Source organism: Psychroserpens ponticola (assembly GCF_023556315.2).
GTDB classification, from domain to species: Bacteria; Bacteroidota; Bacteroidia; order Flavobacteriales; family Flavobacteriaceae; genus Psychroserpens; species Psychroserpens ponticola.
The window spans coordinates 893001-908736 of the sequence record NZ_CP116221.1; the positions used below are offsets into that span (position 1 = coordinate 893001).

The window sequence follows — 15736 nt, forward strand, 5'->3', positions numbered from 1 at the left end:
AAGAAAGCTTTGCTAGCAGTTCTTATACTTGTCATGTAAGCCAACACCATTTAAGATCATTGGAATGATTTTCTCTATTCTAGTTTGCTTTGTAGCTTCGCGTTTAGCGTCTGAAATATAACTGCAATATTCTCTTTGTTTACCAGGTGTAAGTGCTTTAAAACAAGTATTAATATCAGATTGAGCTTTTAAAATTTGATTTAACTCTTCTGGTATCACGACAGATTTAGTATTACGAACAGGTTTTATTTCTTTGCCTAATTTCTGATTTTCAATAGCTTCTTTTACATAAGCTAATACTGTGTTTTTATTAATGTTATCAACAGTTTTAAAACGCATTTGACGTAAGGATTTTGTTTTTTCTTGAGCATTTACCAATAGTTTATGTTCATCTTTTAGAAATACACCATTAAAAAACCAAATTCCGAAATGATTTTTAAAAGCGCCAAGTCCAACGACATTTTTTCCATTTAAATCATAAACCGGAGCGTTCCATTTTATAGATTCATTTAATTCTGTTGTATTGATGATATCTCTTAATAAATTCAACGCTTCGCCAAAATGCGAATTAGTTTCTATGTATTCTTCTACTGAATAAACTTTTTTCATTTTGAGATGTGTGCCTTGGTTTAGCTCTAAGTTAATAAAAGATAATGAACCTTATAGAAGTTAACTGAAATTTTTAGGTTCAACTTTAGTTTTATTCGTTAATTTTTTCCGAATGTGGTAGAAATGTTATCAAATTAAACAAGCGTTCAAAATATTCAGGTTGTTCGTCGTAAACAATTTTGGGCATGTGAGCTGTTAATGTATAAATATAGTCGTTGTTATAAATTTGATGATTTATAACGTGATTTAAATACTCTAAATCAGTACTTTTTACTAAAAAATCATAAGCATGATTAGCTGAAATAATATTTCTAATATAGCTTTTATTGGCCTTATAATTTTGAATTTCAGAATTAAATTGTGTTTTAACAATAGTCTTTAATTCTGCATCTTGTTTGGTTTTATTGTCAAGATAAAATTCCCAGGCATTTTTAGAATGCTTTAATTCAGTTTTTGGCTCAACAACAACGATTGAAAACGTAAGCGCAAGTTCTGGGTCATTCCCACGAAAAATGCTATGTTTTGCAGTTCCAAAATCAATTTCCCAATGGTCAGGAGCGTCGATTGAAATTAGATACTTATAGTTTGAGTAGATGTTGGTTAATGAATCAAAATGTTCTGAATGTTTAGAAAGAGATTCATCACTTTTTTGCTCTTTATAAGATTCTTTTAGGTATTTCTCTTCTTTAGTGGTTTTTTTGCTTTCATTACAGGAAGCCAAAATCAGTAGAAAGGCGAGTGTTATATATTTAATTTTCAATTCTTTTTTTGCTTTTTCTTGAAAATTGGATAAATCAAAATCAATCCGAAGAGTATTCCGAATATGCTAGAGGTATTATTTATTGGTTCTTTTACAAATCCTAAAAGATTTACTAATGCAAAAATTATAAATAATAATCCGATAATTGATATTATTAGACTCGGAATAGGTTTCTCTGACCAACTTTGTTTCTCTTTCATTTTATGAATTTTTTTTAATGATTTCCAGTTAGAATTACGTGTCGAAAATTATCGATTTTTTTCAGCAGTCAACTCTACAATTTTACAAATCACTTCAGTAGCTTTTATCATACTTTCTACAGGCACATATTCATAACGTCCATGAAAATTATGTCCACCAGCAAAAATGTTAGGACAAGGCAATCCCATATAACTTAATTGAGAACCATCAGTTCCGCCACGAATAGGTTTAATTAAGGGTTCAATACCTAATAACTTCATTGCATCTTCAGCAATATCAACAATATGCATCACAGGTTCTACCTTTTCTTTCATATTGAAATACTGATCTTTTATCTCAATAGTAATCACTTCTCGACCATATTCAGAATTGATATCATTTGCTAGTTTGCTAAGCATTTCTTTACGTGCCTCAAAATGATTTTTATCGTGATCTCTTATGATATATTGAAGTATGGTTTCATCTACTTTACCGTCAATACTATACAAGTGAAAGAATCCTTGATAATCTTCAGTGTGTTCTGGTGTTTCAAGTCTTGGTAACGCGTTTATAAATTCGGTTGCAATATACATAGAGTTGACCATTTTTCCTTTGGCATAACCTGGATGTACAATTTTTCCTTTGACATGTATTTTTGCGCCAGCAGCATTAAAATTCTCGTATTCTAATTCGCCTATCTGACTACCATCCATCGTATAAGCCCAATCTGCTCCAAATTGTTCTACATCAAAATGATGAGCACCTCGACCTATTTCTTCATCTGGAGTGAAGCCAATTCTAATATTACCATGTTTAATTTCTGGATGTTGAATTAAGTATTCCATAGCAGAAACAATTTCAGTAATTCCAGCTTTATCATCTGCACCTAATAGCGTGGTTCCATCAGTAACAATTAATGTGTTCCCTTTATAAAGCAATAAATCTTCAAAATAATCTGGTGACAGAATAATGTTTTCAGATTCATTTAAGGTAATGTCTTTTCCATCATAATCCTCAATAATTCTCGGATTTACATTCGCACCTGTGAAGTCTGGAGTTGTGTCAAAATGAGAAATGAAACCTATGGTTGGTACATCGTGATCTACATTACTTGGTAAGGTTGCCATGATATATGCCTTATCATCAATGGTCACATCACTCAAGCCAATCGTTTTAAGTTCTTCTGCCAATTTATTAGCTAAATCCCATTGTTTAGCTGTACTTGGAGTCGTGTTGCTTTCTGGATCTGATTCCGTATCGATAGTGACGTAACTTATAAATCTATCGATAAGGTGTTGTTTGTTTATCATGGTTGATGTTTTTTCAAAAATAAAAATTCAAATGCTAATTAGTATTGTAATGGTTATAAATTTACGATATAAAAAAGCACCTTAAAATAAATCAAGGTGCTTTTTTTAGAGTATTTTAATCTTACTTTTTAAAAGTAAATACTGGTAATGTAGAATGATTAACTAAATCTTCAGAAATACTTCCGCCAAATAAATGACTTAAACCAGTTCGGCCTTCAGTAATCATTCCAATAGCATCCATATTATGTTTATCTGCATATCCTAATATCGCTTCTTCAACATTATAGTCTGAAATTAAAACAATACCATCTTTCAGATTTTCAAGATTTGTTTCTTTTAAGAACTTAGATGCCTTTTCTTCAATTTCATCTGTACTTAAAAAATGAGCATTAGGAAGGTTAATATGTAATAATGTTATTTTTTTGCTAAGATCACTAAGTAATTTTATAGCAACTTTGGCTGCAGACGCACTATCTGCAGAAAAATCTGTAGCAATTACGATGTTTTCAAAGTCAATAGTTTCTGGCTTGGATTTAACTACCAGAAGAGGGATTTCACTATGACGCACAACTTTCTCGGTATTTGATCCAAGTAGTACACCATCATAATCATTGTGACCTCTAGATCCCATAACGATTAAATCTACATCAATTTCTTTTGCAATTTCATCTACTTCTTTTAAAACTTTATGATTTTTAATCATTGGAGTAACAGTGATGCCTTCTAAATAAGGTTTGTCTAAAAAACTTTCAAATTTCTTATTAGTAACCAATAGCATAAATGCAGTTTCTTCATTTTTATCTGAACTTGAAGATGAAAATATTGATTCTGAAAGCTCCAACATATGCATTACTATTAGTTCTGAATTATGTTTTTTAGCAAGAGCTGCAGCTGTTTCTAGAGCGTATTCTGATTGCTGTGAAAAATCGACAGGAATTATGATTTTTTTCATGATTTTTAATTTAATTTATATTCAAAAATAGAGAAACTATTGCATATAAAATATGATAATTGGCATATTTTAAATCTATTATTGACCTTTAAAAAAATTAGATTCTTATTTTTGTAGCATAAATAGCACCACATGTATAAACTGTTTTTAAGACCGATTTTATTCCTTTTTGATCCTGAAAAAATTCATCATTTTACATTCTCGTTAATACGCTTTTCTTGTAAAATACCTGGAATAAAATCACTATTTAAAAGCATCTATATGGTTGAAAATAAGTTCTTAGAACGAGATGTTTTAGGATTGCATTTTAAAAACCCTGTTGGATTAGCTGCAGGATTTGATAAAAATGCTGTGTTATATAATGAACTTGCAAATTTTGGTTTCGGTTTTATTGAAATTGGAACAGTAACTCCAAAAGGACAGGTTGGAAATCCTAAGAAAAGATTATTTAGATTGAAAGATGATGAAGGGATTATAAATCGAATGGGTTTTAATAACGAAGGATTAGAAGCTGCAATTATTCAATTAAAAAAGAATAAAGGACAGCTTGTTATAGGAGGGAATATTGGTAAAAACACTGCAACTAAGCCTGAAGATTACACCAATGATTACTTGGAGTGTTTTAACGGATTGCATCCATATGTAGATTATTTTGTACTTAATGTGAGTTGTCCAAATGTTGGCAGTCATGCAAAACTTAATGATAAAGATTATCTATTAGAACTTATTTCTGAAGTGCAAAAAGCAAATTCAAATTTTGAAAAGCAGAAGCCTATTGTTTTGAAAATAGCTCCAGATTTGAATACAAATCAATTAGATGAAATTATAGATCTTGTTAAAGAAACACATTTAGATGGTGTAATTGCGAGTAACACATCAACAGATAGAATAGGGTTAAAGGCTTCGGAAGAACGTCTTGCTGAAATTGGAAATGGTGGATTAAGTGGACAACCAATAAAACAAAAGTCAACACGTGTTATTCAATACCTTTCAGATAAAAGCAACAAAGCGTTTCCTATTATTGGAGTAGGAGGAATTCATTCTGCAAAAGACGCACTTGATAAAATTGAAGCTGGAGCAGATTTGGTTCAAATTTATACTGGCTTTATTTATGAAGGTCCAAAATTGATTAAGCAAATAAATAAAGCGCTTATAAAAAAAGCGAATCAATAAACTACGGATTCGCTTCTATTATTTAAGTAATAAGACTAGTTTTTTACAAACTGAATAGTGATTGTATTACTGTCTTTTTTGAGTTTAATAAAATACATTCCATCACTAAAGTCAGCAACATTTATAGTTAAATCGGAAATCTGTGAAATAGATTCCGTTTTTACAATTTGACCAAGCATATTATAAATTGAAAAGCTATCAGGCAAATTGTTAGTATTTGACAATTTAATGTTTAAAGTTGTCGTTGCTGGATTTGGATAAATGGATAGGTCATTATTTGAAAAATAATCATCGACACTTAAAACATTATTAGACATGTATGTTGTTTCTCCATCGTTATAAGCTCCACCTACAGCAAATACATTTCCTTCTGCTGTTTCAAGACTATAATAACCATTTCCAGAGCCACAACAGATACCATCACCAAAACTGTCATTAATTTCAAAAGTGTAACATTCGTTTACTACCACATCAAAAAATTCTGTAAATACTTGTAAGTTATCTGTACTATTAGAATAGGTTGGGTTCGAATATAGTACTGTACCAGCAGTGTTTTTCAAGGACCAAGATATGTCTTCCGGAAAGTCATCTGTCGATAAAGTTAATATGATTTGATTCGTATTAATATCAATTCCTCCAACAGATATGTAATTTTGAAACACTTTTGTTATTGATTCGGAACCATTTGATACTGTTAGTGTTACATCATATACTCCATTAGAAGCATAGGTGTGTGATGGATTTTGTGTTGTATAATCAATATTATCATCTCCATTAATATCCCATAACCAAGACGTAGCACCAATACTATTGTCTGTGAAATTAACTGTTGGGTTAGCATCACAACTGCTGATGTAATCTGAAGCAATATCAATATTGAAACTAGGACAGGTTAGTGCAGATCTAGAAGCCTGATAAGTTCCATAAATTCTTGCATATTGTTGTGGCGAAAATTGAATTCGGCAATCTTTACGAGAGTAAGACATGATATTAAATGGGTCAGGATTAAAGAATTGATTGTTTGCATCAATATCGTTCCCTACGTATGTGCAAACAGTGGTAACATTACTATTACTTAATTGTGGATCAGCAGGAGTATCACAAATAAAATCTCCAGTAGTACTACAATTAGATCCATCTACCAATTCTGAAGTTAGTGTTCCATTAATATTTCCATGTGTATGAGAAAGTGCAAAAAAATGCCCCATTTCATGAGATAAAGTACTGCCATTTGTAGCACAAGAATTATTCATTAAGATTACTTCTGGACCACCAGGAAAATAGGCGTAACCACATAATCCATTTCCGGACGAAGAGCTAGTTACCGTATTTGCGAAGTAAATATTAATAACATTATTAACATTATGAGTTGCTGTCATTGCATCTTGTTCGTCGGTTTCGAAGTTGAATAAGTTGGTGTCATCAATATAATTTATACCATCACATAAAAAGAATTCTATATATGCATTAGCATAAAAATCATTCATAATTGACATTGCGGCATTAAATTGATTTAGTAAAAGTCCACCAGTTCCTGCATCAGTTCTAATGATGTGAGCTTTAATTGGTACTGAACTTATTGCTGTTGATGAACGACTAAGAGCTATTTGATTAAATTCTTCTTCAAATTGTTGAATTTGAGGTAGAAGTTGTTCGAAATAAGCTTGAGATTCTGGACTTACAATAGTGCCACATTGCGGTTCTACTTGAGCGTTGCTAAAAACGAATAAGTTTAAAAACACGACAGTAATAATTGCGTTTTTCAATAATTTTACTTTTTTCATAATTAAATTTCTGGGCTAAACTGGATACAGTAAAAATAACTAAAAACTGACTATAGATATAATTTAATCATTGAAACGCGAGCTCTTTTTAGTTTAAAACTAGTCTTTTTGTAATAAAAGCACCATCTTGAAGTTCAAATTTAACTAGATAAATACCTTTATTTAAGGCTGTCAAATCTAATTTTAATGAAGAATCTAGATCTTTATTATTCATCTTAACGACTTGTTTTCCTAAGACATCAAATACTAAAGTCTCTTTCATTATGTTAGAATTCGATGTGCTGATTTTAATCAAACCATTAGATGGATTTGGAGACACAAGAACTTTAGTTATCTCTTGATCTGGGAGACTTAAGACTTCATTTAAAGAGATTGTAATTGTCCCAATAGGCTTGGCGTTAAAAGGTGCTTGATTTATTAATGCTGAAATTGGCTCAGGATTAGGTACTGTTGGCAAGTTTGCAGATGCATACATAGATCCACTGTCTGTTCCAGCATCATAAGGAAATAAAGGAATTATTATTTCATTATTCCATGTGCCACCAGTTCTTAAGTTTATGCCATTAATAGCGATCATCCAATCTGGACTAGGAGCAATCATAGATACTAAACTTAATAATGGGAAATCTGAATTTACTATAACATCACTAAGTGTTGCAGAGCTTATATTATTAAAAGGAGACATAGGTTCTTGTAACCATTGGTTTACATTGCCTGTGTTATTAATTTCGTTCAAAACTTCAATCATAAGAGCATCATTATTACCAGTTTCTGCTACATTTTTAACACCTGTAGTGGCTAAAGTTCCCATTTCAACTAATTTGTAATTACTGTTATGTGTTGCGCCAACAAGATTTGACCAATGTGCATTTCCTGGAATTGTTGCTGTACTATTTCCGTTTTCAGGATCAACAATTTCATTTTCCCAAACACTAGAAAATGTAATATTATAACTTGCAATAGACTGTGAAAACGAAACTCCTGTTTGTAAAACAATGATAAATATGAGTAGAGATTTAATAGATAAAGTAAAGTTTTTCATGTGATTACAGTTTAATTATAAATGTATTCAGTCGTAAATACATGTTAATTACTTACAGTAATTTTGTTTTTTTAATATTATTTTTACTAAAACTAAACACACTGAATTACGATCTTCTTTTTTCATTTGTTATTGCAACGTCTGTATTAGCAATTTCTCCAGGACCAGATAATATATACGTGCTTATGCAAAGTATCGTAAATGGAAAGAAATTTGGTCTAGCGACTGTTGCTGGTTTGATTTCTGGTTGTTTGATACATACTTCATTGGTCGCTTTTGGAGTGTCTGCAATTATAAAGGAAAATGATTCACTCTTTTTTATAATCAAACTTTTTGGAGCATTGTATTTACTTTATTTAGCATACAAGGTATTTAGAGCTAAAGCTGAATTGAGTCTAACTTCAGGAGATATTCCCAAGAAAAGCATGACACAATTGTTTAAACAAGGCTTTATTATGAATGTGTTAAATCCGAAAGTGTCTATTTTCTTTTTAGCATTTTTTCCCGGATTTTTATTTAATGATTCGATGAGTACTGTGCTTCAGTTTTATGTTTTAGGATTGCTATTTATGAGTGTTTCTGCATTCATTTTTTCAACTATTGCTATTCTAGCTGGCTCAATTTCAGAATATATTATGCAACATAAGCGTACTGGATTGTATCTAAAATGGCTCCAAATAATTGTGTTTATAGGTATTGCGATCTTAATTTTTACTTCTAAAAAATAGATTTAAAAACAGAATCATAATCACTATCTTTGGGCTAAATGAATAAAACACTTAAAATAATTGAATGTCCACGAGATGCTATGCAAGGCATTAAGGATTTTATTCCTACTGATAAAAAGGTACAGTACATTCAATCGCTTTTAAGAGTTGGATTTGATACCATAGACTTCGGAAGCTTTGTCTCTCCAAAAGCCATTCCGCAAATGGTTGACACTGCTGAAGTATTATCAAAGCTCGATTTGAGTACAACTACAAGTAAACTTTTAGCAATTATAGCTAATACACGTGGCGCAAATGATGCTTGTCAACATCCAGAAATTGATTATTTAGGATATCCATTTTCAATATCTGAAAACTTTCAAATGCGTAATACACATAAAACTATTGCGCAATCTGTCGTCACACTTTCTGAAATTTTAGAATTAGCAAATGCACATAATAAAGAAGTCGTGGTTTATATTTCTATGGGATTTGGAAACCCTTATGGAGATCCTTGGGATGTTGATATTGTTGGAGAATGGACAGAACGTCTGAGTAAAATGGGAGTAAGGATTTTGTCTTTAAGTGATACTATTGGAAGCTCTGATCCTGAAAATATTGATTATTTGTTTTCTAATTTAATTCCGCAATATTCTAATATTGAATTTGGAGCACATTTACATACAACACCAACGACTTGGTTTGAAAAAGTAGATTCAGCATATAAAGCAGGATGTATGCGATTTGATGGCGCAATTCAGGGTTTTGGTGGTTGCCCAATGGCGAAAGATGAACTCACAGGAAATATGCCAACCGAAAAACTACTATCCTATTTTACTTCAAATAAAAATAATAATCTTAATGCGATGAGTTTCGAAAGTTCTTATAACGAAGCAACTAAGATTTTTACTCAATATCATTAAAACGAGAAAACCCTCTCATGATAGAAAGGGTTTTCTTAAGAATTATTTCTTTATAATTTATTGTAATAAGCTATATACAAATTCAGGATATCCTCGAACACCTTCAGAATTCGTTAAAGCTAAAAACTGTAACTTATATAAGTTTCCATCTGTGTCATTAACGATATAAAACACATTGTCCTTTAAAGAAGGTGCAGTGCCAGGTCCACCACCATTTCTCCAAGAACTACCAATAGCACGTCTGTCAGTAGAGAAATTGAAAGCATCAACATCTAATAATGTAAAGTTATCATATGATAATTCTGTGTTTTCTTCTGTGTCAATCATATAAATACCAACATTTTCAAGATTATTACTCGATACAAAATCAGCATAAATATAAGCACCATAGCTGTCTGGTCCAGCAAAAACTTCATCAGTAAAAACACTAAAGTTTAAATCCCACTTTGTAGCTAAAGGTTCAACGTTTACAATAGATTCAGTATTAAAACTGAAGAATGTAAAATTATAGTTTGCACTTTTTGAAATTGTTACTTCGTTATGAGTTGTAGCATCTAAATCGGCATATTGTAAGATATAATTATTACCCTCTTTTAGTATGCGTACTTTTATCCATCCTCTTTCCTCTCCATCTAAGGAAACACCTGTTGCAGGAATATCAGTACCTACTTCATTACCTAGGTTTACTAAGTAGACACTGTTTTCAGAATCAATATCAGATATTTGTTCAATTGCAGTTCCATTAATATTACCATCGAAAGTATCAACATAGGCTAAGTTACTGCTATCAAAAGTTCCAACCTTAACTTGAGGTTGTAAATCTATAACCTCTTGCGTTGAAGACGTAATTGCATCTATATCAGTTGTATAAAGTTCAGTAGTTGCCATAGCTATAGAGCCATTGATAACAACTCTAAAATCGTTTCCAGAATAAAATCCTAAATCCCATGAGTCTCTTTGAACGCTAGTAGTTGTATTAGTGCTTAAATCAATATAAACTTGATTTTGTTGGTTTGGACCACCAATTTCTGGAGCAATCGCTGCGCCATCAATTATAATGTTTAATGGTTCTTGAGGATTGTCATCATCACTGCTACAACTTGTAAAAGCAATAACACATAAGCACAAAGCTGTTTTGAATAATTTGTTTATCATAATAAATAGTGTTTAAAAATTTAAATTATATAATAGTTTTAAGTAATATGAACGTCCATAGCCCAAAAGAAGAGCGCTGTTGTTTGCTGAATGTGTACCACCAGTATTAGTACTACTCACATTTACGTTTGTAATGTCAAGTATATTTCTACTACCTAGTGTCACATCAACTTTGTTTTTGAAAAATGATTTTTTTATGGAAGCATCAAGCCAGCTATAAGCTTCTGTTGTTGCTTTTGTGAATAGAGAATTGCCATTAGTATCTGTTCCATCAGCGATATAATTCTCTTGTTGACCATTATATTTGAGCAGCATAGTAAATGAAGTATTCCATTTTTGATAGAAATAGGAAGCACTCGTATTAATTTGAAAATTATATAGAAATCTATCTTCTCCATTAACCTCGTCTTCATTGATTCTTGAAATGCCTTGGAAGGTTGCTCCTAAATTGAAGGATAATCCACCAGTTTTAAACGTATTATCTAGCGTGATTCCGATGAGTTTAAAACTATCAATATTAATATATTGATATTGTAAAGGCGTAGAGTTTACAATTGCTAAATCAATTTTATTTGATAGATCTATATAGCTGAATTTTAAATTGTTAATTAAAGATGAATTTTTAAACCAACTTCTTTTCTTTAGATTTACAAAGGCTGAGAATCCGTTTTCAGGATCAAGATTTTCATTGCCTCGAACATCGTGATTTGAGTCTACAAAATAATAGTACAGTTCCTCGAAGTTTGGAACTCTGTATGAACTTCCAATGTTTCCACGAAGTTCAAATCCGTTTTTAAGTAAATATCTTGCACTCAAAGAGCCTAAAAACTTTGAATTAAATAGAGAATTATGTTCATATCTAACTCCTGGTCTAAATGAGAAATTTTCAGATAGTTTAACTTCCGCAGAACCAAACAGAGCCATATTGTTTTGTGTATTGGTTTTGTCAACCTGTGTTATATCTCCTGAAGCTTGTGTGTCGAAACCTTCTATATATCTTGCTTCATAGCCTAATTGAAAGTTGTATAGGTCACTTTTTACAAGATTATCAATGGTTCCTTTTGAGAATAATACTTTACTTGATTGATAAACTTCATCGGTTTCGCTACTTCTATTTTGTGTTAAAATAAAGTAATTGAATTCGTTTAATTTACGTTTTTGTTGTTGATAAGATATTGAAACATTATAGTTTGCACCTGAGTTTAAATGACCATCAATATTAAGGTTGTTTACCCATCTATTGGTTCTAAAAACTCGATCTGTAGCAGAAGGGTTACTAGTTTGGTTATCGATGTCTATATTAGCCCTTACAGCAGCATCGTAATAGTTTATTTCTTCATTGAAATATTCAAATTTGTAAAATAATCTAAAATTTTTAGTTGTGTAATTAAGTAAAGCATTTGTAACTATTTGATGTTTAGGTAGCCATTCGTATCCTCTTAAACCATCATTTTGATAGTAACTTTCACCTTGTCGATTATTAAAAAAACCTGCAAAATCATTTCTATTAAAGCCAATTTTGGCAAACCATTTATCACTTATGTTATGTGACACATTAATAGACTGTATATGTCTACCTTCATCAAACCATGCATATTCATCGCTAACAGTTTCTTCTTGTAGATAGGCCTGAATTTCCCAATCATTATGAATTGATTTTTTAGTAATTATATTGATGACTCCTGATACTGCATTAGCTCCAAATTCAACACCCATTGCGCCTTCTACAATTTCAATACGTTCAACATCATCAAGGTTTACTTGTGTTAAATCGATATTATTTCCTAAACCATTATCACTAACCAATGGTATGTTATCTATTAATATGTTGAAGTATTGTGCATCTAATCCGAAAAATGAAATAGTCGATTTTCCTGATTGAGAATTTGGTATAATATTCAGATTAAGATTGAAGTTTAATAAATCTGCAAGGTTGTTTGCAGCTTGTTGTTCGATTTGTTTTCTATTAATTACAATGACGTTGTGTACGGATTTCTTAATAGACTGTGGATTGTATTGTCCAGTGATAACAACTTCCTCTAATGTTTCAACTTTAGTAGAATCTTTAGCTATCTCGCTGGTTGTCTGCGAGAAAGATAAACTGACTGAAAAAAGTAAAAAATAAATACAAAAAAAATTTTTATTTAGACTCATTCTTGATTAGTTTTGTCGCAAATATATACACTTATTTTAATTCAATCTAAATAAGAATAAGTAATTTTAAACTTTTTTTAATCATAAAAAATAAACGCTTAAAAATGAAACAAATAGCAGGTTTACTAGTATTAATTTTTACATTTTCATTAGTAGGAAATGCTCAAAACAAGAAAGAACAAGACAAAAAAGCCATTAAAAAAATGTGTGGTTGCTATGAAGTGACTTTCAATTTTGCAGAGACGTTTTCCTATAGTGAAGATTCATTATATACGCCTTCTAAAACCAAAGTTGATAAAGGTTTAGAGTGGGCTGAATTAATTGAAGATGATGATAACAAGCTATCTATTCAGCATTTATTACAAGTCGGAAATCCTGAGCAACCACATATTGTGAAGCATTGGAGACAAGATTGGTTATTTGAAAATAGTGAATTTTATATGTTTAATGGCGATAATGCTTGGCTTTCTGAAAAAAAGAATGCTGAAGAGGTTAAAGGTCAATGGACACAAAAAGTATATCAAGTAGATGATAGTCCGCGTTATGAAGGGTCTTCAACTTGGGTTCATGTAGATGGGAAAAGTTATTGGGAAAATACTACAACTGCTCCATTACCAAGAAGAGAATATACCAAACGAAGTGATTACAATGTCACACTAAGGGGTAATAGACATGAAATCACAAATTATGGTTGGTTGCATGATCAAGATAACGATAAAATTATTCGTGAAGATGGGAAAGACGACGTAATCTTAGCAAAAGAAAAAGGATATAATACCTATGTTAAGGTTGTCGATAGTAGATGTCAGGCAGCTGCAAACTGGTGGAAAGCGCATCAAGAAAAATGGGCTTTAGTTAGAAACAAATGGAATGAAGTTTACGGAAGACACCAAAATTTGTCATTAGAATCTAAAGTTGATCACAAAGTCTTATATAAATATTTATTTGATGATGAAGTAAATGACGAAAAACAAATTAATAAGGTTATAGAATCTTTTGTGAAAAAATAATATGAAACAGTATAAAAAAATTATAACCTTAGTTACACTTTTAATGAGTGTCTATGGTTTTTCTCAAGAAAATATCTTTTTAAGTAGAGATTATTGGAGTACTAATCCTTCAATTAAAGATATAGATTCAAAAATTAAAGAAGGACACAATATCGCTCAAGCCAATAGTAATAATTTTGATGCTGTAGTGTATGCAATTCTTCAAAATGCACCAAATAAAACTATTGAGTGCATTCAATCTAAAAAAGGAAATGATGTCAATAAACTAACTCATGATGGGAGAACTTACATCTTTTGGGCAGCTTACAAAGGCAATGTTGAGTTTATGGACTATTTACTTAAGAAAGGGGCTAAAACAGATCTTACAGATGATAAAGGGAATACCATTCTAAATTTTGCAGCATCGTCAGGTCAGCAAAACACTAAAGTCTATGATTTATGCATAGCAAATGGAGCTGACCTAAAAATAGATTTGAATCCTAATGGCGCAAACGCTTTATTGTTAGCGGCACCAAGTGATGAAGATTTTAAATTGATTAATTATTTTCAGTCTAAAGGATTAGATATTAAAAGTGTTGATAGCAAAGGCAATGGTGTTTTTAATTATGTTGCGAAAACTGGAAACATAAAACTCATGAATGCTTTACTCGATAAAGGAGTTAAAGGGAATGATCAGGCTTTTTTGTTTGCAGCTTACGGAACACGAGGGACTACAAATGGAGTAGAGGTTTATAAGTATTTAGAAAGTCAAGGATTAAATCCTAATACTTTTAATGAAGAAGATGTGTCTCCATTACATATCGTTGCATCTAGAAGTAAAGATATTGAGTTGATATACTATTTATTAGAAAAAGGATTAGATGTCAATACTAAAGATGCTAAAGGAAATAATGCAGTAATGAATGCAGCTTCTAGAAACACCTTAGAGGTCGTTAAGATTTTTATTGAAAACTTAAAAACGATCAATGACACCAATAAAAAAGGACAATCAGCTTTGTCATTAGCAGTACAAGGAAATACGCCTGATGTTGTTGAGTTTTTAATTAAAAAAGGATATGATACAACTATCATTGATGCTAAAGGAAACAATCTAGCCTATTACTTAGCCAATTCGTATTCAATTAAAAATGTATTGGTATTTAATGAAAAAATGGAATTATTTAAACGTAATAAATTGGATTTAGCTGCTGTTCAAAAAAACGGTAACACCTGGTTTCATTTTGCTGTTAAAAAAAATAGCATCACTTTATTAAAGTTAGCTTTAGAAATGGATCAAGACATTAATGTAAAAAACAATGAAGGTAATACAGCCTTGCTTTTAGCAGCTATGACAGCCGAAAATACAGAGGTCTTAAAATTTCTTATGGATCAAGGAGCAGATAAGACTATAACTACCGATTTTGAAGAGACTGCATACGATTTAGCTAAAGAAAATGAGTTGCTTAAAAAGAATAAGGTTTCAATAGAATTTTTAAAATAGTATAGATTTTTATGAAGAATATACGCATAATATTGCCTTTGCTAATTTTGGTTTTAGGTTTAATGTCCTTCAAGACTTTAACCGAATCAACTAAATACAAATGCATGATTCAAATGACGAATTATACTGGTGAAGGTGCATACATCGTCATTTCATTACTCAACCCTAAAGGTGAATACGAAAAAACACTATATGTAAAAGGTGATGATGACGAGTGGTATAATACGGTTGAATCTTGGTGGAGCTTCTACGGAAAAAAACGAACAGATATCGATGCCATCACAGGAGCAACCATAAGTGGAGGTGAACGTGCTGTCAATGTGATAAAAATTGATGATGACAAGCTAGACAAAGGCTACAAACTTAGATTTGAAACAGCAGTTGAAGATCAAGAATATCACACAAGTGATGTCGAGTTTGAACTCACCTCTGAAAACGTAAAAAGTAAAATTGAAGGCAAAGGTTTTATTAGATACATTAGAATGATGCCTCAATAA

15 protein-coding genes are annotated in these 15736 nt (G+C 31.2%); 6 read left to right on the plus strand and 9 right to left on the minus strand.

What is annotated here, in order from left to right:
* Positions 1-12: 12 nt before the first annotated feature.
* The 5 genes from MUN68_RS03960 to MUN68_RS03980 form a co-directional block, all read right to left on the minus strand.
* On the minus strand, positions 13-609 hold the full coding sequence (locus MUN68_RS03960; protein ID WP_249995422.1) for a YdeI/OmpD-associated family protein: 597 nt from the start codon (positions 607-609) through the stop codon (positions 13-15).
* Positions 610-700: 91 nt separating this feature from the next.
* Positions 701-1369, minus strand: coding sequence for a hypothetical protein (locus MUN68_RS03965; RefSeq protein ID WP_249995423.1), 669 nt, complete (start codon positions 1367-1369; stop codon positions 701-703).
* Complete coding sequence (locus tag MUN68_RS03970; protein WP_249995424.1) at positions 1366-1569, minus strand: hypothetical protein; 204 nt, start codon at positions 1567-1569, stop codon at positions 1366-1368. Before MUN68_RS03970 ends, MUN68_RS03965 begins: the two co-directional genes overlap by 4 nt.
* Positions 1570-1617: 48 nt before the next feature.
* Entirely contained in the window at positions 1618-2859 is a 1242-nt protein-coding gene (pepT, locus tag MUN68_RS03975; RefSeq protein ID WP_249995425.1) for a peptidase T, read from the minus strand.
* 121 nt (positions 2860-2980) lie between these two features.
* Positions 2981-3811 (minus strand): universal stress protein, encoded by an 831-nt coding sequence (locus tag MUN68_RS03980; RefSeq protein ID WP_249995426.1) that lies wholly within the window; start codon positions 3809-3811, stop codon positions 2981-2983.
* Between the two features lie 132 nt (positions 3812-3943).
* Between MUN68_RS03980 and MUN68_RS03985 the strand changes: the two genes are divergently transcribed.
* Positions 3944-4984: a quinone-dependent dihydroorotate dehydrogenase gene (locus MUN68_RS03985; RefSeq protein WP_249995427.1), complete on the plus strand. Its 1041-nt coding sequence runs from the start codon at positions 3944-3946 to the stop codon at positions 4982-4984.
* A 35-nt stretch (positions 4985-5019) separates the two neighbouring features.
* Here MUN68_RS03985 and MUN68_RS03990 read toward each other — a convergent pair whose 3' ends face one another.
* Entirely contained in the window at positions 5020-6768 is a 1749-nt protein-coding gene (locus MUN68_RS03990; protein ID WP_249995428.1) for a zinc-dependent metalloprotease, read from the minus strand.
* An 88-nt stretch (positions 6769-6856) separates the two neighbouring features.
* On the minus strand, positions 6857-7810 hold the full coding sequence (locus tag MUN68_RS03995) for a T9SS type A sorting domain-containing protein (RefSeq protein ID WP_249995429.1): 954 nt from the start codon (positions 7808-7810) through the stop codon (positions 6857-6859).
* Positions 7811-7851: 41 nt separating this feature from the next.
* Between MUN68_RS03995 and MUN68_RS04000 the strand changes: the two genes are divergently transcribed.
* Both MUN68_RS04000 and MUN68_RS04005 read left to right on the plus strand, forming a co-directional pair.
* Complete coding sequence (locus tag MUN68_RS04000; protein WP_394357630.1) at positions 7852-8538, plus strand: LysE family translocator; 687 nt, start codon at positions 7852-7854, stop codon at positions 8536-8538.
* A gap of 38 nt (positions 8539-8576) precedes the next feature.
* Positions 8577-9440, plus strand: coding sequence for a hydroxymethylglutaryl-CoA lyase (locus MUN68_RS04005; protein WP_249995430.1), 864 nt, complete (start codon positions 8577-8579; stop codon positions 9438-9440).
* 57 nt (positions 9441-9497) lie between these two features.
* Here the strand turns inward: MUN68_RS04005 and MUN68_RS04010 are convergent, their stop codons facing one another.
* Both MUN68_RS04010 and MUN68_RS04015 read right to left on the minus strand, forming a co-directional pair.
* On the minus strand, positions 9498-10595 hold the full coding sequence (locus tag MUN68_RS04010) for an HmuY family protein (protein WP_249995431.1): 1098 nt from the start codon (positions 10593-10595) through the stop codon (positions 9498-9500).
* A 12-nt stretch (positions 10596-10607) separates the two neighbouring features.
* Positions 10608-12749, minus strand: a complete 2142-nt coding sequence (locus MUN68_RS04015) for a TonB-dependent receptor plug domain-containing protein (RefSeq protein WP_249995432.1) — start codon at positions 12747-12749, stop codon at positions 10608-10610.
* A 104-nt stretch (positions 12750-12853) separates the two neighbouring features.
* Between MUN68_RS04015 and MUN68_RS04020 the strand changes: the two genes are divergently transcribed.
* Genes MUN68_RS04020 through MUN68_RS04030 form a run of 3 tightly spaced genes read left to right on the plus strand, consistent with a single transcriptional unit; the run spans position 12854 to position 15736 of the window.
* Positions 12854-13759 (plus strand): DUF6607 family protein, encoded by a 906-nt coding sequence (locus tag MUN68_RS04020; RefSeq protein WP_249995433.1) that lies wholly within the window; start codon positions 12854-12856, stop codon positions 13757-13759.
* A 1-nt stretch (position 13760) separates the two neighbouring features.
* On the plus strand, positions 13761-15239 hold the full coding sequence (locus tag MUN68_RS04025) for an ankyrin repeat domain-containing protein (RefSeq protein ID WP_249995434.1): 1479 nt from the start codon (positions 13761-13763) through the stop codon (positions 15237-15239).
* 11 nt (positions 15240-15250) lie between these two features.
* Entirely contained in the window at positions 15251-15736 is a 486-nt protein-coding gene (locus MUN68_RS04030; protein ID WP_249995435.1) for a DUF2271 domain-containing protein, read from the plus strand.